The 19,135-nt window shown below is 67.7% G+C and carries 18 protein-coding genes and 2 tRNA genes; 4 read left to right on the top strand and 16 right to left on the bottom strand.

Going from position 1 to position 19,135, the window contains the following annotated elements:
• The 11 genes from ACR2MZ_RS11665 to ACR2MZ_RS11615 all read right to left on the bottom strand — a co-directional run.
• Positions 1–643, bottom strand: a 643-nt coding sequence (locus ACR2MZ_RS11665) for a Clp protease N-terminal domain-containing protein (protein ID WP_434005201.1), incomplete at its 3' end; no start/stop codon positions are given.
• Between the two features lie 186 nt (positions 644–829).
• Positions 830–1,726, bottom strand: a complete 897-nt coding sequence (locus ACR2MZ_RS11660) for a hydroxymethylglutaryl-CoA lyase (protein WP_434005207.1) — start codon at positions 1,724–1,726, stop codon at positions 830–832.
• Complete coding sequence (locus ACR2MZ_RS11655) at positions 1,723–2,223, bottom strand: GNAT family N-acetyltransferase (RefSeq protein WP_434005206.1); 501 nt, start codon at positions 2,221–2,223, stop codon at positions 1,723–1,725. Before ACR2MZ_RS11655 ends, ACR2MZ_RS11660 begins: the two co-directional genes overlap by 4 nt.
• A gap of 100 nt (positions 2,224–2,323) precedes the next feature.
• Positions 2,324–3,472, bottom strand: coding sequence for a 30S ribosomal protein S1 (gene rpsA, locus ACR2MZ_RS11650; RefSeq protein ID WP_434005200.1), 1,149 nt, complete (start codon positions 3,470–3,472; stop codon positions 2,324–2,326).
• 205 nt (positions 3,473–3,677) lie between these two features.
• Entirely contained in the window at positions 3,678–5,474 is a 1,797-nt protein-coding gene (ftsH, locus tag ACR2MZ_RS11645) for an ATP-dependent zinc metalloprotease FtsH (RefSeq protein WP_434005205.1), read from the bottom strand.
• A gap of 72 nt (positions 5,475–5,546) precedes the next feature.
• Positions 5,547–6,899, bottom strand: coding sequence for a tRNA lysidine(34) synthetase TilS (gene tilS / locus ACR2MZ_RS11640; protein ID WP_434005199.1), 1,353 nt, complete (start codon positions 6,897–6,899; stop codon positions 5,547–5,549).
• Positions 6,900–7,039: 140 nt separating this feature from the next.
• A tRNA-Met gene (locus tag ACR2MZ_RS11635) sits at positions 7,040–7,114 on the bottom strand.
• A 156-nt stretch (positions 7,115–7,270) separates the two neighbouring features.
• Positions 7,271–7,342: transfer RNA gene (locus tag ACR2MZ_RS11630), tRNA-Met, on the bottom strand.
• Positions 7,343–7,373: 31 nt separating this feature from the next.
• Complete coding sequence (locus ACR2MZ_RS11625; RefSeq protein WP_434005198.1) at positions 7,374–7,796, bottom strand: FtsB family cell division protein; 423 nt, start codon at positions 7,794–7,796, stop codon at positions 7,374–7,376.
• 208 nt (positions 7,797–8,004) lie between these two features.
• Positions 8,005–8,358 carry a YciI family protein gene (locus ACR2MZ_RS11620; protein ID WP_434005197.1) on the bottom strand — a complete coding sequence of 118 codons (354 nt, stop codon included), beginning with the start codon at positions 8,356–8,358 and terminating at the stop codon, positions 8,005–8,007.
• A 327-nt stretch (positions 8,359–8,685) separates the two neighbouring features.
• On the bottom strand, positions 8,686–9,345 hold the full coding sequence (locus ACR2MZ_RS11615) for a COG4315 family predicted lipoprotein (RefSeq protein ID WP_434005196.1): 660 nt from the start codon (positions 9,343–9,345) through the stop codon (positions 8,686–8,688).
• Positions 9,346–9,533: 188 nt separating this feature from the next.
• Between ACR2MZ_RS11615 and ACR2MZ_RS11610 the strand changes: the two genes are divergently transcribed.
• Positions 9,534–10,181 (top strand): RNA polymerase sigma factor, encoded by a 648-nt coding sequence (locus tag ACR2MZ_RS11610; RefSeq protein ID WP_434005195.1) that lies wholly within the window; start codon positions 9,534–9,536, stop codon positions 10,179–10,181.
• Complete coding sequence (locus ACR2MZ_RS11605; protein ID WP_434005194.1) at positions 10,178–10,900, top strand: anti-sigma factor; 723 nt, start codon at positions 10,178–10,180, stop codon at positions 10,898–10,900. Before ACR2MZ_RS11610 ends, ACR2MZ_RS11605 begins: the two co-directional genes overlap by 4 nt.
• 39 nt (positions 10,901–10,939) lie before the next feature.
• Here the strand turns inward: ACR2MZ_RS11605 and mazG are convergent, their stop codons facing one another.
• The 4 genes from mazG to ybeY are packed head-to-tail and all read right to left on the bottom strand — an operon-like array spanning position 10,940 to position 16,590.
• Positions 10,940–11,797, bottom strand: a complete 858-nt coding sequence (gene mazG, locus ACR2MZ_RS11600) for a nucleoside triphosphate pyrophosphohydrolase (protein WP_434005193.1) — start codon at positions 11,795–11,797, stop codon at positions 10,940–10,942.
• On the bottom strand, positions 11,794–15,351 hold the full coding sequence (gene mfd / locus ACR2MZ_RS11595) for a transcription-repair coupling factor (RefSeq protein ID WP_434005192.1): 3,558 nt from the start codon (positions 15,349–15,351) through the stop codon (positions 11,794–11,796). Before mfd ends, mazG begins: the two co-directional genes overlap by 4 nt.
• A complete protein-coding gene (gene pth, locus ACR2MZ_RS11590; protein ID WP_434005191.1) occupies positions 15,348–16,034 on the bottom strand; it encodes an aminoacyl-tRNA hydrolase in 687 nt (228 codons plus the stop codon). Before pth ends, mfd begins: the two co-directional genes overlap by 4 nt.
• A gap of 52 nt (positions 16,035–16,086) precedes the next feature.
• Positions 16,087–16,590, bottom strand: a complete 504-nt coding sequence (gene ybeY / locus ACR2MZ_RS11585) for an rRNA maturation RNase YbeY (protein WP_434005190.1) — start codon at positions 16,588–16,590, stop codon at positions 16,087–16,089.
• 45 nt (positions 16,591–16,635) lie between these two features.
• On the opposite strand from ybeY, the gene ACR2MZ_RS11580 reads away from it, so the two are divergent.
• A complete protein-coding gene (locus tag ACR2MZ_RS11580; protein ID WP_434005189.1) occupies positions 16,636–17,007 on the top strand; it encodes a hypothetical protein in 372 nt (123 codons plus the stop codon).
• A gap of 19 nt (positions 17,008–17,026) precedes the next feature.
• Complete coding sequence (locus ACR2MZ_RS11575; protein ID WP_434005204.1) at positions 17,027–18,859, top strand: bifunctional homocysteine S-methyltransferase/methylenetetrahydrofolate reductase; 1,833 nt, start codon at positions 17,027–17,029, stop codon at positions 18,857–18,859.
• Between the two features lie 37 nt (positions 18,860–18,896).
• On the opposite strand, the gene ACR2MZ_RS11570 is transcribed toward ACR2MZ_RS11575, so the two are convergent.
• Complete coding sequence (locus tag ACR2MZ_RS11570) at positions 18,897–19,076, bottom strand: hypothetical protein (protein WP_434005188.1); 180 nt, start codon at positions 19,074–19,076, stop codon at positions 18,897–18,899.
• Between the last annotated feature and the right edge of the window lie 59 nt (positions 19,077–19,135).

Raw genomic sequence — 19,135 nt, 5'->3', positions numbered from 1 at the left:
CCCCAGGCTCCCCGATCAGGGCCGGGTTGTTCTTCGTCCGCCGGGAGAGGACCTGGATCACCCGCTCGATCTCCATCTCCCGACCGATCACCGGGTCCAGGCTGTTCTTCCGCGCCAGCTCCGTCAGATCCCTGCCGAACTGATCCAACAGGGGCGTCTTCGACGGCTTCTTGGGCTTGGGCTCGGACTCCTCCACTGTCGAGTCGTGGAGCATGCGCTCCGTCTCGGCGCGAACCTTGTCCAGGCTGGCACCCAGGTCCTCCAGCACGTGGGCGGCGATACCCTCGCCCTCGATCAGCAGGCCCAGCAGCAAATGCTCCGTGCCAACGTAGTTGTGGCCCATGCGCCGGGCCTCTTCGAAGGAGATCTCGATCACCTTCTTCACGCGCGAGGTGGGGATGATCTGCTGGATCACTATCCGCTCGTTGCGGCCCAGTACAGACTCGATGGTCTGCCTGACCTTGCCGATCTCCACTCCGAGGTTGTTGAGCACCTTCGCCGCCAGGCCGTCGCCTTCGCGGAGCAGGCCCAGCAACAGGTGCTCGGTGCCGATATAGCTGTGATGCGACCGCTCGGCCTCTTCTTGAGCCAGAGTCAGGACTTTCTTGGCGCGTTCTGTGAAGCGTTCAAAGGGCGGGTACAAAGCTGTTCCTCCTGGCCGGACGGTTTGGTTGCGGTGGGGGCGGGCACCTCCTGTGAATACGAATGTCAGGCCTGTTCAGCGCAGGCTGACATCACTATAACGGTCGATCAGCTCAGTTCATTTCACTCTTGCCCAGCAGCGCCTCCCTCGCTGCCGGCGTGATGGCTCGCATTTTGAGCGCGGGCGTCAGCCGGCTACCGGGGCAAACGTGCCGGCCCGTCCCACCTGGCTCGGCAGCTCGCGGCCGAGCTGCTCGCCGAGCCAATGACCGAGGGCGATCATGGCGTCGAGGTCGATGCCAGTGGCGATGCCCATGCCGTGCAGCGTGTAGAGCAGATCCTCGGTGGCCACATTGCCGCCAGCCCGGGGCGCGAAGGGGCAGCCGCCGGTGCCGCCAACCGAGGCGTCCAGCACGGTGGCACCGCACTCGAGCGCCGTCACCGCGTTGGCGACCGCAGTGTTGCGCGTGTTGTGGAAGTGGCAGCCGATCTGCGCGACGCCCAGGCCCGCCAGGCCCGTCACCAACTCTCTCACCTGGCTCGGCACCCCAACCCCGATCGTGTCCGCTAGGACCAGCTCGGCGGGCGGCTCCGTCTGCAGCTGCTCTGCCACCCGGAGGACCTTGGCCGCCGGCACCCTGCCCTCGAAGGGACAACCGAAGGCGGCGCTGAGAGTCACAGTGAAGGGGATCTGACGCTCGCGAGCCCGGGCGGCCAGGCGGCGCGAGAGATCGATGGCCTGAGCCACAGTGGTGTTCTGGTTCTCCCGCGCGAACCGGTCGGTGAGTGGGAAAGCGTAGTGGACCTCATCCACCTGGGCGCTCACAGCCCTGTCGAAGCCGCGCTCGTTCAGGACCAGCCCGGCGTAGACGACGGCCGGCCGCCTCTCGACCAGCTTCAGGACCTCCTCAGCGCCACTCATCTGCGGCACGCGGGCGGGGTTGACGAAGCTGACCGCTTCGATGCGCGGGACGCCCGCTGCCGCAAGTCGTCGGACGAGGTCCGCCCTGATGCCAGGGCTGAGCGTCCTGCTCTCGTTCTGCAGCCCGTCGCGGGGGCTGACGTCACAGATGATCACCTTCAGCCGCCAGTGCTCAGACCGCCGTTCCGCCGCTCGAAGGAGAACAGGCCCTCAGCGTCAGGGCCGCCGCAAGGGACGAAGCCCGCCTTCGCCAGGACGCGCAAGGAGGGGACGTTCCCGGCCTCCGTCCGGCCCAGCACCGCCTGCACGCCGGGCTGCTGCAGCGCCCAGCCGGCCAGTGCCCGCAAAGCTTCGGTGGCATAGCCCTGGCCCCGAGCGCTCGGCGTCACGTCGTACCCCACCTCCACTTGGCCCCTCTCGGGCCTGCCGTGAAAGCCTATGCCGCCGATGACTAGGTCATCGCTCCGGCGCACCACCAGGTACACGCCGAAGCCGCGCTCCAGCTCACCGGCCTCGGCCTGCCGGACCAGCATCCGCGCAGCCTGCAAGGTCTCCTCGCTGGGGTAGCCGGGTGCCCAGCCTGAGCTGTCGGCCGCAAGCGCGTCGTCGCCGGCCAGCAGCCGGCGGGCCTGGCCCACGTACATCGGCCGCAAGCGCAGCCGGGGTGAGAAGTCGAACAGGGCCGCCAGGCCGGCAGGCTCAGCTTTTGCCGTCAGCGTTGGAGCGTCAGGTCGAGGTCCGCTGCCCCGGTTCAGGCAGTCAGTCGTCGAAGACGTAGGTGCCGCCGCCGCGGTAGCCCGGTGGCTGGCCGGCCAGCTGCTTCAACGACAGGGAGACGCGCCGGCGGGCGGTGTCGATACCTATCACCTTGACCTGGATGTCCTCACCCACCTTGAGCACGTCCTCGGTCTTCTCGACGTGATCCCAGGAGAGCTCGGAGATGTGAAGCAGGCCCTCGATGCCGGACATGATCTGGAGGAAGGCGCCGTACTTCTTGGTCTTCGTCACCTGGCCGCTGACTATCTCGCCGACCGGCACCGTCCTGACCAGGCGCTCCCAGGGATCCTCCTCCAGCTGGCGCAGCGAGAGACTGATGCGGGTCTGGTCGGCGTCCAGCTTGATGACCTTGACGTCGATCTCCTGGCCGACAGTCAGCACGTCGGTGACGCGGCTGACGCGGTCCCAGGAGAGCTCCGAGATGTGGATCAGCCCATCAGCGCCGCCGATATCGACAAAGGCCCCGTAGGTGGTGAGTCCGCTGACAGTGCCCCTGACCACATCGCCGACCTGGACGCGGCTGAACAGGTTCTCGCGCTTCTTGGCGCGATCCTCGTCCTCGGCTGCCTTCTGGCTGACGATCAGGCGGTTTCGCTTGCGGTTGACCTCCAGGATCTTGACCAGGATGCGCTGGCCCACCAGCTGCTCGGCGGTGGCTGACTGATTGCGGCCTACCTGGCTGGAGGGCAGGAAGCCGCGCAGGCCGAGCACGTTGACTATCAGGCCGCCCTTGTTCTGCTCGCGAACCTCGGCCTCGATCACCTCGCCGTTCTCCTGCTTTTCGGCGGCGACCAGCCAGGTCGTCTCGGCCCTAGCGCGGCGGAGGCTGAGGACTACGTTGCCCTCCTCGTTCTCCGGCTGAAGGACGTAGACCTTGATGGTCTCGCCCGGGCTCAGTTCCTGGTCGGGATCTCCCTTAAAGCCAAGCTCGCGGCCCGAGATGATGCCTTCGGCCTTCGCGCCGATGTCGACCAGGACTTCGTCGGCATCCACGCGGACGACCACACCGTCCACTATGTCGCCATGCTTGGGCGCTCCGAAAGCGTCCTGATCATCGCGAAGATAATCTTCCATCGTCATCATCGAGGAGTCCTTCTCCTCGGTCATGACCGCGCCTACATCCTCAGACAAATATCCCTGGGCTCCTTCACAAAATCTTGTTGGTCTTGGTCGTCAGGTGCTGCCCGGCCACCCCACTGCGCAGCCGACGGCTCCAAAACAGAAGCCGCGCCAAAACGAATGCCCATGATACCAGCGCCAGCCGCGCTGAAGTCAAGTTCAGACCGAATCGGGCCGCGTTCAGCCTCCGCGCTCCCACGGCATGCGAGGAACGCTGTCAGCCGACCTCCTGAGCTGCCTGGGCCGGCACCCCGGCAACCAGCTGGTCGAGCTCGGCCGCGTCGATGGTCTCCACCTGCTTCAGGCGCTGAACCACCCGGTCCATCTGAGCTCGTTGCTCGGTGAGGATCCGCTTGGCCACCTCGAAGCCACCGCTCACGAAGGACTTGATCTCTTCGTCGATGATGGCAGCCACCTCCTCTGAGTAATTGCGCTGCTCGCCCAAATCCCGGCCCAGGAAGACAAGCTCGTCCTTCTGGCCCATGGTCACAGTGCCGAGCTTTTCGCTCATGCCCCATTGCGTGACCATTCGTCGAGCCATGGCGGTGGCGCGCTGGATGTCGTTCTCGGCGCCGCTGGTGACGTCGCCGAAGACAATCTCCTCCGCCGCTCTACCGCCCATGGTGCCGGCGATCTCCTGCCTCAGCTCCTCTTTGCTCACCAAGTATTTGTCCTCTGTCGGCAGGCTCAACGTCCAGCCCAGAGCTTGACCGCGGCTGATGATGCTCACCTTGTGGACGGGGTTGCAGAGGGGCAAAGCCTTCATGACCAGGGCGTGACCGACCTCGTGGTAGGCGATCACTTCCTTCTCCTTTTCGGAGATTCGACGCGATTTCTTCTCAGGCCCGGCGATGACCCTGGCGATCGCCTCCTCCGCCTCCTCCATCCCAATCACCTTCTTGTTGGCGCGAGCCGTGAGGATGGCTGCCTCGTTGATGAGGTTGGCCAGGTCGGCGCCGCTGAAGCCTGGCGTCTGCCGGGCCAGCACCTCCAGGTCGACGGCTGCCTCCAGCGGCTTGTTGCGGGCGTGCACGTCAAGTATCTGGCGGCGGCCCTTGATGTCGGGCCGGTCGAGGGTGACATGACGGTCGAAGCGGCCCGGCCGCAACAGCGCCGGATCCAGCACGTCAGGTCGGTTGGTGGCAGCGATGACGATCACATGGGTACCGGTGTCGAAGCCATCCATCTCCACTAGCAGCTGGTTCAGGGTCTGCTCGCGCTCGTCATGGCCGCCGCCCAAGCCGGCGCCGCGCTGGCGGCCGACTGCGTCGATCTCGTCCACGAACACTATGCATGGGCTGTTCTTCTTCGCTTGGTCGAACAGGTCGCGCACGCGGGAGGCACCGACACCGACGAACATCTCCACGAACTCAGAGCCTGAGATGCTGAAGAAGGCAACGCCTGCTTCGCCCGCGACAGCCTTGCTGAGCAGCGTCTTGCCCGTTCCGGGGGGGCCCACCATGAGGACGCCCTTCGGAATGCGCGCACCCAGCGCGACAAATTTCTCAGGGAATTTGAGGAACTCGACGATCTCGGTCAGCTCCTGCTTGGCCTCATCCACGCCTGCCACATCGGCAAAGGTGACTGTCGGCTTATCGCCTGCCACCAGTCGCGCTCGCGAGCGTCCGAACGACATGGCCTGGTTGTTGCCGCTCTGCGTCTGGCGAAGGATGTAGTACATGAAGCCACCGATCAGCAGCAGGACTATGAGGTTGGGCGCCAGCGCGAGCAGGTAGCCGAGCCCCGTGTTGGCACTGCTGTACTTGAAGGAGACGTTGTCGTTATGCAGGATCTGCTCCAGGTTCTGCGTTGAGTCACCGAGCGTCACGTCATGTCGGACGCCGTCTTTCTTGGAGATGACTGTGGCGGTGGTGCCCTTGATGTCGACGCTGCTCAGCTCACCGTGGTCGGCCGCCGTGAGTAGTTGGGAGTAGGTCCACTCGTCGCCCTTGGTGCCGCTCTCAATGCTCTGGAAAGTGAAGTAGAAGACAGCGAGCAGGCCCAGGGCCACCATGATGTAAAGCGCAGCGGAGCGGGGGATGCGAGTCACGAAAAAGGGGTCTCCAAGTTGATGGTGTTCTTGATACTAGCACCGCCCCTGGCGGCCACCCGCTCGCGGATCGGGGCGTGTCTGGAGTTCGAGAAGTTGGGTTGCGGCGCTGTCACCGGCGGCCTGTCCCACGTCACCACCAACCGGCTCAACGCTGACATGCATTCCCGGCGCGCCAGGAACGGCTGCCAGGTCCACATCCATCGCCACGCCCGGTACCCAGGCCAGGCGCTCTCCCGCGAACACCAGGGGCCACTCGTCGCGCAGCCGCCGGGGAACTCCGGCATCGGTCAGGACGTCCTGTAGCTTGCGGCTGCCTGCCTCGCTCGGGCGCAGGCGCAAACCGGGTGCGCGCTTGCCCAGATGGAGCTCGAGATCCGAGCGGAGATGTGCGGCCAGGGGATCCGGACAGCCCGCACAGGGCCGCATCGACAGGCGGTACGTGGGTGGGGGTTGCTCCACAAGCACGGTTACGGATTCCCGTTCGACGTGGAAACTAACCCTGCGCGGGAGATCGCAGCTCTGACCGGTGCTGCCGCTCCTGGTCAGCTGGTCCGACTGCTCGAGCTGGCGACGGTTCAGGCCGGGCAGGCCCGCGAGCTGACCGTAAACCTGGCGGTACGCCTCCAGGCGCACGGACTTCGGAGCCTTGAGCAACCGCGCTCGGGCAAGAATCAGCGTCGGGGCTGCACCGCTGCAGATCTCGTTCAGGAGGGCCTGGGCACCGGTCTCCAGATCCTCCTGCCGCGCGGCGGCGGCCTGAGCCGCCCGCCAGATGCGCCGCTCGAGCCCCGGCCGATCCGAGCTGAGCTGCGGGAGCAGGACGTGCCTGACCCAGGCCCGGCGGGATCGCTGCACTTCCCGGTTCGTAGGGTCGCGCACGGGCGTCTCCCCCCGCTCGCTGAGATAGCGCTCGATGTCACTGCGCCACACAGCCAAGAAGGGGCGGACGTGATGGCCTCTCACATTCGGCATTCCCCGGAGCCCGGCCAGCGCAGCTCCGCGACTCAGGTGCATGAGAGCGCCCTCCACCACGTCGTCGGCGGTGTGGGCGAGCGCCACCACCTCGGCGCCGGCGTCCCGCCGGGCGGTGCTCAGGAACTCATAGCGGGCCGCCCGCGCGGCGGCCTGGCGGTTGCCGCGGGCGAGCGGGACGCTCCGGCGTTTACTGATCAGCTGAACGCCCAGGCGGGCGGCGAGGCGCTGCACCTGATCGGCTTCAGAAGCCGATTCCGGTCGCAGGCCATGATCGAAGTGAGCCGCGCTCACCTCGACGCCGTGCTCCAGCAGCCAGCGCAGCAGGGCTGTCGAGTCGGGCCCTCCGGAGACTGCCACGAGGACTCTCCGGCCCGCCACCAGTGAGAGATCGCCCGCCAGCTCGATCAGCACGCGCCGGCGTTTGACGGAGCCTCGGCTCCTCTTGGCAGGAGGTATTTCGTTTGGCGGCTGGTGTCGGCCACCGGCAGATGATGCCGCGGGCCCGGTGCCGTGGCTTGTCAAGCGGTCGGCCGGCGCCGCTGCAGTGGCTGTGGTGGCGGCGGGTGGGATCGAACCACCGACCACACGATTATGAGTCGTGCGCTCTACCACTGAGCTACGCCGCCCCGGAGGGCTAGGAGCGGGCCCGAGCCTTCGTCTTGCGCTTCTTCAACCTGTGCTTGCCGAGTGCCACGCGCTTTCGCTTATTGATCCTTGCTACTCCCGTTTGGAGAATGAAAGAGCGCTCCGGGCCCGAAGCGCTCTTGTCTGGGACAGTGAAGTTGTGCGGGTTGGATTCGAACCAACGACCTTCGGGTTATGAGCCCGACGAGCTTCCACTGCTCCACCGCACGGCATAGATCATACCGGCTTGGGGGCGCAAAATCAGCGGCCGCTGAGCCAGTTCCAGAACCGCTGCAGAGGGTTGGCCTCGGGGGTTTGGCGCCCGGGCTGAGAGTGGCTCGCCAGGGGCGGCGAGGGCGGACCGGGCGGCTGCCCGACCACGAACTGCCGCTCGTCGGGCCTGGCGTAGCCGTTCTGACGCGCCTCCTCTTCCGCGGCTGCCCCCGAGTTGGACGCCGCGATGTCCCGGCGGTAGCTGTCGTTCTGCTTCTGAAGCACTGCGTTCTGACTGCTCAAGTCGCTCGCCTGGTGCTTCAGGCCGTTGGTGAAGCGCAGTTCCTGGGCGAAGGAGAGGAGGATCCACAGCACTGCCAAAGCGATGGCGACTACCGCCACCCACTCGTGCGCGAGAGGGAGACGCCGGTTGAACCGGCCGTTGCTGACAGAGGCAGTGCGTTGGCGCATGGTGGATCAGGTGGTTGGACGAAGTGCAGGAACGAAATGCAGGAATCGCGCGAACCGCTCCACTATAACAGCGACTGTCGGGTCCACGCGCGGATTGCAACCGGCATGTCCCTTGACCGCGCGCGTCTGAACCTCCGCCTAGTGGCCGATCTCCCTGATCTGCAGAGGCGGCCGAGCTCACGTTGAGCCCGGCCGCCCCGCCTTGCGACTAGCGCTCGATGACCGGCCGGACCTCGACTTTGCTCTCCGGAATTGGAAAGGTGCGGGTCAGCGCGATTGCTTCGTCGAAGTCGGCGACTTCGAGGATTATGTAACCGCCCAGCGCCAATTTGCCATCCACCAAGAACGGGCCATCGACGACTGTTGAGCCACCCCCCTTTGTCAGTGCCACGGTTCTCGCGGTTTCGGGTCCCTGGAGCTGCTCGCCGCCCGTGACCTTGCCCTGAGCGGCAAGCCGGCCGAACCACTCCACTGCAGCTCCGTACATCTCCTGCTTCGCAGACTCCGGGAAGGCGCTGTCGTCCTCCCAGGCCGCGCGGCCGCAGGTCATCGCGTACTTCATGTCGTCTCCTCCTTCATGTGGTCTGCTGCTCCCGCCGGTTCCACTGCTACGACGAACCGCCACGGCAGTAATGGACACCCTGAGCAAGGGACTATTTGCTAAGCACCCTGAGGGCCTGTGGCCCGCGCGTCCGCCTCCGTGTCAATGGCCATCTCAAAGTCTTCACTTTCGGCAGGTGAAAGTCCCCACCCAGCGGATGCTCAATCAGCTCTGAGCGGCGTACCTCCTCGGGTTCTCGCTCGCGCATGCGGAACGATCCGCCAGCGCCGGGGGTTGGCCCCCCACGCCGCAGGGATGCGGCGCAGGGGCGCTCGGAAGGGAAAGAGGTCAGCCGTTGCCGTCGCCGTCGCTGGCGCCGCCGCGGTTGTCCGCGTCGCCATCGTTAAACGCAGGTCGCGCGGTGGGCACGGCCGGCGGCGGTGCTGGGACCGGCGCCTGGCCGGCTGGCGGCAGCGGCGCTGGTGCGGCGGTGGGACCCGGCGCGGCAGCTGGAGAGGGAGTTGGGGGCGCCGTCCCATCGTGGTCGTTGTCCTGGTCGACTGGGGTCTGCGCGGTCTGCGCAAACCACTCTCCGGCAATCCCCTGCCCCGTCACATCCCCCGGGCGCCCGTCCCCGCTGAAGGTGTAGAGCGGCCACTCGTCGTAGGTGACCTGGGTGCCGCCGTCGGGCCGCGTGACAACACCGACGGTTCCGGGCAGACCCGAAGACTGCTTCTGACTCGCGCTCGCAGGGACCAGCAGCGGCGGCCAGATGGTCGCGCAGCTGCCGGTGCAGGAGACGTTCCCGTCCTTCTCGGGCAGGAAGTGATAGAGGGTGCGGCCCTGACCGTCAGTCAGAACCTCGCCGAGATTTCCCCTGACGGCAGTAGTAAGAGTCGGTCTAGGGGTGGCCGCAGCGGCACTGACATCGCTCTGGTTGGTGGCGCCGCCGCAAGCTGCGGCTGCCCACAGAGACAATCCGGCGGCCGCCAAAACAGGCGTGGTCATTCGCATACGATTCATTGGTTCCTCTAGAAGTGGTTGACAGGTGCTGCGACTGGCGAGACGAATCCGGCTATGGCCCTTAGCCGGACAGCGTTGTCGCCGCCTGCGTTGCTCTACGGTGTGGCGCTTCACGAAGGTTCACCTCGGTGGTTTGAACCCTTTCGTGCTGTGAGTCCGTACTCGGCGGCAAGTTGTATGCACAGACGGAGGCGCCCACCGTCGGTCTGGTGCTGAACCGACCGAGAGCGGCCCCAGCGCACACCGCCCTGCACAGCGCGGCAGAACCAGCAGTTCAGCGCGAGACTGAGCCCTCCACCGAGGCGGCGCTGCTCCTGGCGGTGGGACGGGACCGGCGCGAGGACGCCTTCCTACAGCTCTATCGCCTTTATGAGCGGCGCCTCTACGGCCTCGGCTTGCGCGTCCTGGGAGACGAAGGTCTGGCCGAGGAGCTGGTCCAGGAGACGTCCCTTCGCGTCTGGCGCACCGCCGCGCGCTTCGACCCGGAGCGCGGGTCGGTGAGCGCCTTCGTCTTCGCGATCGCCCGCCGCCTGGCGGTCGACCTCTGGCGGCGGCCCTCCTCGCGGCCCTTCCTGCCGGAGCTGGAGGTCGACGCCCGGGCGGACGACCAGTTCGACGAGCTGCTCCTCTCGCTGACGGTGCGCGACGCGCTCGATTCGCTCCCGGACCAGCAGCGTCAGGTGCTGGAGCTCCACTACGGAGGAGATTTGACGCAGGAGGAGATCGCCGGACGGCTGCAGATCCCATTGGGCACCGTCAAGTCCCGCACCTATCACGCGCTGCGAGCGTTCAAGCGCGCCTTCGAGGAGCGTCAGCAGTGACCCATCCGGATCTGACCGAATACCTGCTGGGCAATGCCGGCGACAACGAACTGGAGGCCACCCGCCGCCACCTGGACGGCTGTGAGAGGTGCACCAGTGAGTTGGCAGGGCTCCGCAAGCTGCCTGGACTGGTGGCGGCTGCCGCGCCCTCCGTCACGCCACCCGCCCACCTGGAGGGCCTCGTGCTCCAGGCTGTCCGGCGAGAGCGGGCGCCAGGCAGACACCGGTCGTGGCTCCCGTGGCCGCGCCGGACGCCACGCTGGGCCCCGGTTTGGGCAGGGGCGGTCGCGGTCCTGCTGCTGGCGGTCGGCGGCCTCACGGTATCAAGCCTCTCTCACTCGCGTGCGCCTGGCGGGAGCGGCACAGCGCCACCGCCGGCGGCGCAGACTCAGCGGCTGGTGGCCACCGACGGCAGCGCCGCTAGCGGTGCAGCTCGCATCGAGGACGGCCCGAGCGGCAAGGTGGTGGCACTGACAGTCGAGGGTCTGCCCGCCAATCCGCCCGGGCAGCTGTACGTCTGCTGGCTCGTGGACCAGGGCGACGCCAGCGAGCAGCAGAACCGCTTGGCTGTCGGCACTTTCAGCGTGTCAGGCCCAGGACCTGTGACCATGCGCTGGACGACCGGCGCCGACACGGCGCACTACAGGCTCGAGGTGACTCTGGAGCGGGCCGAGGGCAGCCCGCAGCACAGCGGCCCAGCGGTGCTCAGAGCGAAGTAGTCAGCTTCGGCTGAAGACCGAGTATGGCGTCGGCTGTCTTCAGTGTGAAGGTGGGACAGTCTCGTCCCAGTGCTGCGCTAGCTCTGACTGCTCCAGCTCCCGGTAGCTGCGGCCGTCTGCGCGCAGCCGGCTTTCCAGTGCCGCAAACCTGTCCCGGTAGCGCTGGCCCGCCGAGCGCAGCGCATCCTCGGGATTGACCTTGAGCGTGCGCGCCAGACTGACGGCGGCGAAGAGCAGCTCGCCCACCGCACGCTCGGCGGCGCCATCAGGAGCTGCCGCTCCGAGCACGTTGGCCTGATCCGAAACAGCTGCCGCCGCCGCCACCTGGCTCTCCAGATCGAAGCCGAGGCGAGCTGCTCGCTTCTGCATGTTGTAGGTCCAGGCGAGCGCGGGCAGAGCCCGCGGGACCCGGTCGAGTGAAAGCCCAGGAGGTTGGCCTGCGCGCTCGGCCTCGGTGGCTTTGCGCTCCTCCCAGTGTTTCAGCACCTCCTCGGCGTCGGCCACCTGCTCGCCGGCGAATACGTGCGGATGCCGGGCCACCATCTTGGCCGCCGCGCCGACCGACACGTCGCTGGCGTCGAAGCGGCCCTCCTCCTCGGCGATGGCGGCGTGCATGGCCACCTGCAGAAGCACGTCGCCCAGCTCTTCTCGCAGCTTCAAGTCCTCGTCGCCCTGGTCCAAGACCTCCAGCAGCTCGTAGGCCTCCTCCAGCAGGTAGGGCCGCAGGGAGGCGTGGGTTTGCTGCCTGTCCCAAGGACAGCCGTCTTGAGCGCGGAGGCGCCGAGCGATTTGGAAGACCGCGCTCAGATCCTGCGGGTACGGACGTTGGGCAGCAGCTCCCGCTCCTCCCTCTGGCTCCGCCTGAGCCTGCTTCTGGCTTTCCGATCCTTCGCTCAACTTGCCACCCCCTTCAGCTCGTATAGCTCATACATCTGGTCCAGCAGGGACAGCAGGTCCTGCCGCCAGCCTTCACCCTGGCGCCGCATGGTGAGGCGGTTCGGTCCGATCTTGAGCCGGCCCGGCAGCCGTCGCTCCAGCTCGGCGACATCCAGGTAACGATCGGGGTCCACCTTGATCACGATGGCCTGACCGTCGCCGGCGACCGAGCGCAGGCCCAGCTTCTGGCCCTTGATCTTGACACGGAGCGAGTAGACCAGGTTGCCCAGCTGCGCCGGCGCCGGTCCATAGCGATCACGCAGCGAACGCAACGCGCTCTCCAGCTCCGCCTCGGTCTCGGCGGCGGCCAGGTCGCGGTAGGCGCCCAGCCGGAGACGCTCATCGCGGATGAAGGAGCGGGGCACGAAGTGGTCGAGCGGCAGATCGATGTTGATGTCGGGAGTGGTCAGCACGTCGCCGACCTCCGCCTCCTCCGACCCTGAGCGAAGCCTGGCCACGGCCGCCTGAAGCATCTGCAGATACATCTCGAATCCGACTGCGGCGATGGCACCGTGCTGCTCCGTGCCCAGTAGATTGCCGGCGCCCCGGATCTCCAGGTCGCGGAGCGCGATCTTGAAGCCCTGACCCAGCTCGTGCAGCCCTGACATGACGTCCAGCCGCTTGTCCGCCGCCTCGGTCAGCGACCTCTTGGGGTCGTAGAGGAAGTACGCATAGGCTCGCTTGCCGGAACGCCCCACCCTGCCCCGCAGCTGGTACAGCTGCGAGAGCCCGAAGCGATCGGCCCGCTCCACCACCATCGTGTTGACGTTGGGTATGTCCAGGCCGGACTCGATGATGGTGGTGCAGACGAGCACATCGTGGCGGCCTTCAGCGAACTCGATCATCACCCGCGCCAGCTGCTCCTCCTCCATCTGGCCGTGGCCGACCGCCACCCGAGCGCCCTTGACCAGCCGGCGCACGCGCTCGGCGGCCTTGTCGATGCTGCGGACGCGATTGTGGACGTAGAACGCCTGGCCGCCGCGCTCGATCTCGCGGCTTATCACCTCCCGGACCAGCTCCTCGTCATCCGCTGTGACATAGGTCTTGATCGGCTGCCGGTCTTCAGGCGGCGTCTGCACCACGCTCATGTCCCGGATGCCAACCACCGCCATGTGCATGGTGCGAGGGATGGGCGTGGCCGACAGCGAGAGCACGTCCAGGTTCGCGCGGAGGCGCCGCAGCCGCTCCTTCTGCATGACGCCGAAGCGCTGCTCCTCGTCGATGATGAGCAGCCCCAGCCGCTTGAACCTGACGTCGCGCTGGAGCAACCGGTGGGTCGCGATCACTATGTCGACAGCGCCCGCCTTCACGCCGGCCAGCGTGCGCTTCTGCTCCTCCTCGGTTCGAAAGCGCGAGAGCACCTCGATGGTGACCGGGTACTTGGCCAACCGCGCGGAGAACACCTGGTAGTGCTGCTGCACGAGTACTGTGGTGGGCGCCAGGACAGCCACCTGCTTGCCGCTCATCACTGCCTTGAACGCGGCTCGTAGCGCCAGCTCGGTCTTGCCGAAGCCGACGTCACCGCAGAGCAGGCGATCCATCGGGCGCTCGGACTCCATGTCAGCCTTGATCTCAGCCATGGCATTGAGCTGATCAGGCGTCTCCTCGTAGGGAAAGGACATCTCCAGCTCCGCCTGCCAGGGCACGTCAGGCGAGAAGGCGAAGCCCGGCCGCGCCTCCTTCTGTGAGTAAAGGCGGAGCAGGTCCTCCGCCACGTCCTGCACGCTCTTCTTGACCCGCGAGCGCGCCCGCTCCCAGTCGCCGGTGCCCAGCCGGTGGAGCGGCGGGTGCTCATCGGTTCCCCCGAGGTACTTCTGAACGCGATCCAGGCTCTCCACAGGCACGAACAGGCGGTCGCCCTCGGCGTACTCCAGCTCCAGGTACTCCCGCTGGATCTGGGCCCGGCCGCCGTCCGGATCGTCACTGTCGATCAGCCTCATGCCGGTGAAGCGAGCAATGCCGTGATCGACATGGACCACCAGCTCGCCGGGCTGAAACTCCAGATGTAGGGTGGCCTCGCCCCGGCTCGAGCGGCGCGGCGGTCGGGCGGCCTGGCGGCGGACGCGGCCGAACAGCTCCGCGTCCGACCAGAACTCGATCTGCGCCGCTTCCAGGCGGCAGCCGGCCGGGAGGTCGACGTCGGCCAGGCTGAGTCCGCGGGGCAGCGCTGCCGCGAGGTCCAGCTCCACCGCCACCGGGGGCTCGGTCCGGCCCGCCTCGGCCAGCAAGGCACCCAGCCGTTCGGACTGCTCGCTGGCCAGCACCACCGAATGCCCGGCGCCGGCGCGCTGGACGACAGCGGCGAGCGCGTCCTGGCGGCCTACCACCGGGTCCAGCTCGCGCCAGCCAAGGTCGACTGTCTCGCCGGCGGCCGGCTCGGCGGCGGAGAGCTGGAGCCAGGCCGCGACAGGTGGCCGAAGCAGCCGGTCGGTGCTCACCAGCGGCGGTACGAAGCCGGGGGGAAGCTCGCCGTCGCCGGCCTCCGCCTCGGCCAGCATGAGGGTCTCCCGCTCGTGCTCTTGAGCCTCGGCGATCTGGCGCTCCGGCTCGAAGTCCAGCACGAGCGCCCGCTCCGGCAGATGGTCGAAGAGCGAGGGACGGCCGGAGTTCAAGTAGGCGCCGTACAGCTCCACGCCGGCGAAGCCATGCCCCTGCTGAAGGCGCCCGAGCTCCTCCTCCCAGTCGTCGCGGACGTCCTGTCGCAGGTGCTCCAGGCCTGCCTCAGCGCGTAGGCGCGCGGCGGCTGTCTCGCCCCTCCGCGGCCCCAACAGCAGCTCGCGGCCGGGGCGGATCAGGACCTCGGCAGTGGCCATCACCGAGCGCTGGTTCTGCGGGTCGTAGAGCCGCAGGGTCTCCAACTCCGGACCGAAGAACTCGGCCCGCACAGGGGTGCGAGCGGCGGCCGGAAAGACGTCCAGGATGCCGCCCCGCAGGGAGAACTGGCCGGGTGTCTCGGCCAGCGCCTCCCGCACGTAGCCCATCTCGACCAGGCGCCTGGCCAGGTCCCCCGGCTCCAACTCAAGCCCGGGTCGCAGCGCCAGGGTCGCCTGCTCCAGGTCCTGGGGCGAGACGGTCATGCGCAATGCCGCCCGGCGCGATGAGACCAGCAGGCAGCCCCTGGCCCCGGCCGCGGGCGGCTCGGCGCCCTTCGCTGGGCGCGCAGCTGCCAGGCCGGCGAGCGCCTCCAGCCGCTGAGCCACTGCTTCGTCGAAGGCAGGCGGGCGGTCGAGAAGCGAGACTGTGATCTCGGCGAAGAGGATTGCCGACGGCCCAGAGGCCAGCCAGAGGCGCAGCTCGTCCCGCAAGCGAGCGGGATGCGAGCAGAGCACCATGACCGGCGGCGCCGGCAGCTGAGCGGCAGCCCAGTAGGAGAGCGATGCCGCGAAGGGCGCCCAGGCGGGGCGCGGCAAGCGGCCGACCCGCAGGGGCTCGCCCGGCTGCGGTCCACCTGCCAGGGCCCGTTCCAGCCATGGCCGCAGGGCCTCGGGAAAGAGTCGCTCGGCCAGCGGGCTCACGGTATCTCCTCGCAGCCCAGGGAGCCGGCCCGGTTGTAGACGGCCATCGCTTGGTCGAGCCCGTCGGAAAGCGCCACCTGAAGTGCCTGGGCAACCCCTTCCACCACAGTCTTCGCAGCCTGCGCCTCAGCCCGGCTGAACCGGCTGAGCACATAGCGACGGCCGGCCTCTGCCCCGGAGGTGGGCGGTTTGCCGACTCCGATCCGGAAGCGAACGAAGTCCGGTGAGCCGAGGGAGGTGATCAGCGACTTGACGCCGTTGTGGCCCGCTGCCGAGCCCCCGCGCCGGATCCTCAGCCGGCAGAGCGGCAGGTCCAGCTCGTCGTGCACGAGCCAGAGCGACTCCGGCTCCAGCTCCAGGTCTCGACAGGCCGCCTTGACAGCCCGGCCGGACTCGTTCATGAACGTCTGCGGCTGGACCAACCAGACGCGCCGCCCGCCCGAGGCGAGGCTGTTGACGCGTGAGTGCCAGCGACGGCCGTCGAGGCTCGTCCCGAGCCGCGCCGCCAAGGCGTCGAGGCAGCGCCAACCGAGGTTGTGCCGAGTCTCGCTGTACTCAAGTCCCGGATTGCCGAGGCCGACCACCAGCAGGTCGCTCGGCGCCGTTCGGTCGATTTGAGCCTCAGGCACGGGCAGACCGCCGGCAGTGCCGGCGGCAGGACCAGGACGAACGGTGCGAAGCATGTCTGGGCATGACAAAGCCGCCGGCCCCCGGGCCGCGGTAGGCCGTCGGATTCTACGCAGGCCCCAGTCTGCCGGCGCCGAGGCCGAGGCCCAGCCGGTTCAGGCAGCGGCGGGTGAGCGCAGTCATCGCCTGCTCGCCCGCGCGATCAGCGTGATCGAAGCCGAGGAGATGCAGCAGTCCGTGAACGAGAAGCAGACCTGCCTCGCTCTCGACCGCGTGGCAGTAATGCCTGGCCTGGCGGTGAACGGCAGGCCAGGAGATGGCAAGGTCGCCCAGGTAGCCCGGCTCGTCCCCCCCGCCGCTCGGAAAGGAGAGCACGTCCGTGGACTCGTCCTCGCCCAAAAATCGGCGGTTCAGGCGGCGCAGCGTCCGATCGCCCGCGACGAGAAGGGTGAGCTGCGCTTTGGCGGGCAGAAGGGCTGCCACGCCGCGCTCCTCGCAGCAGCCGTCGAATACCTGCCGGAACCAGATTGGCCTGAGCGGCGTGGCGACTGTCTTGCGCACGTCCACCCGCAGCCGCCGAACTGTTGGCGCAGCGCTCCTCGACTGGCTCAACCTCGTGTTGAGTCCTCGAAAGCGAAACCCGACAATGATCCGGGCATGGCCAACGTCTTCAACTTCCTGCACCAACGCTTCGCGATTGCTCTCATCCTCTTTGCAGTGATCCTCGGACTCTGGGGCGGCTTCCAGTTTCTGACCCGCCGCCAGGTGAGCGGCGGCTTCCGCTCGGGCTACCTGCTGATGATCGCCCTGACCGCCGCCCAGGGTCTGGCCGGGATCCTCATCTTCGCCCTCGGTCTGCGGCCGCGAGAGCTCCTCCACATCGTCTACGGCATCTTCGCCATCGCGTTCCTGCCCGGCGTCTACTTCTACGCGGCCCGCGGCACCAAGCTCCGGGAGGCGTTTCTCATGCCGTTTGGCTGCTGGATAGTCGCCATCGCGTACGGTCGCGGCTTCCTGACAGGCGCCTGAGGCGCCGACAGAGTTGGTTGTGAACAAGCTGGCGCAGCGCCTGGAGCGAGGCCCTCTGCTCTTCGACGGCGCCATGGGCACGGAGATCTATGCCCGGGGAGTGGCTGAGGCGGAGTGCCTGGAGGCGTTGAACGTCTCTCAGCCGGCGCTGATCGCGCGCATCCACCGCGATTACATCGCCGCCGGGGCGGACGTCATCGAAACCAACACCTTCGGGGCCAACCGCTTCCGGCTGGGCGAGCACTACAGGGAAGCTGAGGTCCGCCAGCTCTGCCTGGCCGGGGCCCGGCTGGCCCTGGAAGCCCGCAATGCAGCGGGCCGGCCGGTGCTCGTGGCGGGCAGCGTCGGCCCTCTAGGCCGGCCGATCGAGCCTGTCGGCGCCATCAAGCGCAGCGGCGCTGAGCGCGTGTTCAGTGAGCAGATAGCGGCCCTGGCGGAAGGCGGCGTCGATCTTCTGATCCTGGAGACGTTCACGGCGCTCAATGAGCTGGAGCTGGCGGTCGACGCGGCCCGGGCGACCGCGCCCGACCTGCCGGTGGTGGCGCTGCTCAGCTTCGACGATGAGCTCAACCCCGCCCGCGCTGCCAGCGCTTTGGTCGAGAGCCTCAGTGCCAGAGGGGTCACCGCCTTGGGCGCCAACTGCGGAGCGGGACCCCAATCGGCGCTCAGCGTCGCGCGCCAGCTCGCCTCGCTGGGCGCCCAGCGGCTGGCGATCCTGCCCAATGCGGGGCTGCCGCACAGGGAAGCCGGCCGCCTGGTCTACAGCGCAGGCCCGCAGTACTTCGCTGAGCAGATGGCTGAGCTCTTGGAATTGGGAGTCAGCGTCGTCGGCGGCTGCTGCGGTACAGGGCCGGCGCACATCCAGGCGCTCCGCAGGCGAGTTGACGGCGCCGCGCCCGGTCGGACGGTCTCTCCGCGAATCCGGCGGGCTGAACCGGGCGAGCGGCAGGTGGAGGCCCCCAGCACCAGCCTCGCGGCCAAGCTGCGAGCCGGTGAATTCCCGATCTCGGTCGAGCTGACGCCGCCGCGGGGGATTGATCCCAGCCGCATGCTGGCCGGCGCTCGGCTGCTGCAGGAGGCAGGCGTCGAATTCGCCAACGTCACCGACTCGGCCATGGCTCGGCTGCGCATGGGGGTGATCAGCTGCGCTGCTCTGGTCCAGCAGCAGGTGGGCCTGGAGACCATCGCCCACTTCACCTGCCGGGACAGGAATGTCATGGCCATCCAGTCAGAGCTGATCGGCGCCCACGCGCTCGGCATCCGCAATATCTTTGCCCTGCGTGGTGACCCACCCAGGGTGGGTGACTACCCCAAGGCGACTCCCGTCTGGGACGTCAACGCGGTGGGCCTGATCACTATCCTGAGCAACCTGAACCGGGGCCTCGACGCGAACGGCACGCCCATCGGCGAGCGCGCCTTCTTCAATATCGGAGCTGCCTTCAACCCCACCGCCGAGGACCCCTTGAAGGAGCTCCGTCTGCTGCGCCGCAAGCTGGCCGCAGGCGCCCACTTCGTGCTGACCAATCCCGTCTATGACTTCGCGGCGCTTGCGCTCCTCCGCCAGGTCTTCCAGGAGGTGGAGGTGCCGCTGCTGATCGGCGCCATGCCCCTACGCTCGGCCAAGCAAGCCGCCTACCTGCAGAACGAGGTGCCGGGCATAGTCGTGCCCGAGACGGTGGCCAAGCGGCTGGAAGCCGCAGGTGAAGAAGCCCCCCAGATTGGCGTGGAGATGGCTATCGCCTTTTTCGAGGAACTGGCCGGCGTCGCCGCCGGCGCCTACGTGATCCCCTCGGGGGGTCGCTACGACCTGGCCGCCCAGGTGGTCGAGGGGATCAAGAGCCACAGGAGCTGAGCGGGCGGGGCGCTACCTCGCCCTCAACGACCACCGCTCAGAGCGGAACGGAAACCTGCCGCGTGCGCAGTCGACCGACTCGCTCTTGCTTGCTGATCAGCGCTCGCTCCAGAGCCTCGCGCAGCTGCACGTCGTTAACGGGCACCACCCGGAGCCTGGCCTGCAGCTGTCGCAGCTCCCCTTCGGCGCTGGTCAGTTCGAGGTCGATTGCGTGCATTGTTTCTGGTCCTCCAATCGACATTCTGGCAGGCCAAACGCTGTTTCTCAAGGTCAAAG

It is taken from the genome of Candidatus Dormiibacter sp. (assembly GCF_050999135.1).
GTDB lineage: Bacteria > Chloroflexota > Dormibacteria > Dormibacterales > Dormibacteraceae > Dormiibacter > Dormiibacter spiritus.
Note: the sequence above shows the minus strand (reverse complement) of the source record. Positions and strands in the feature narration are given on the sequence as shown.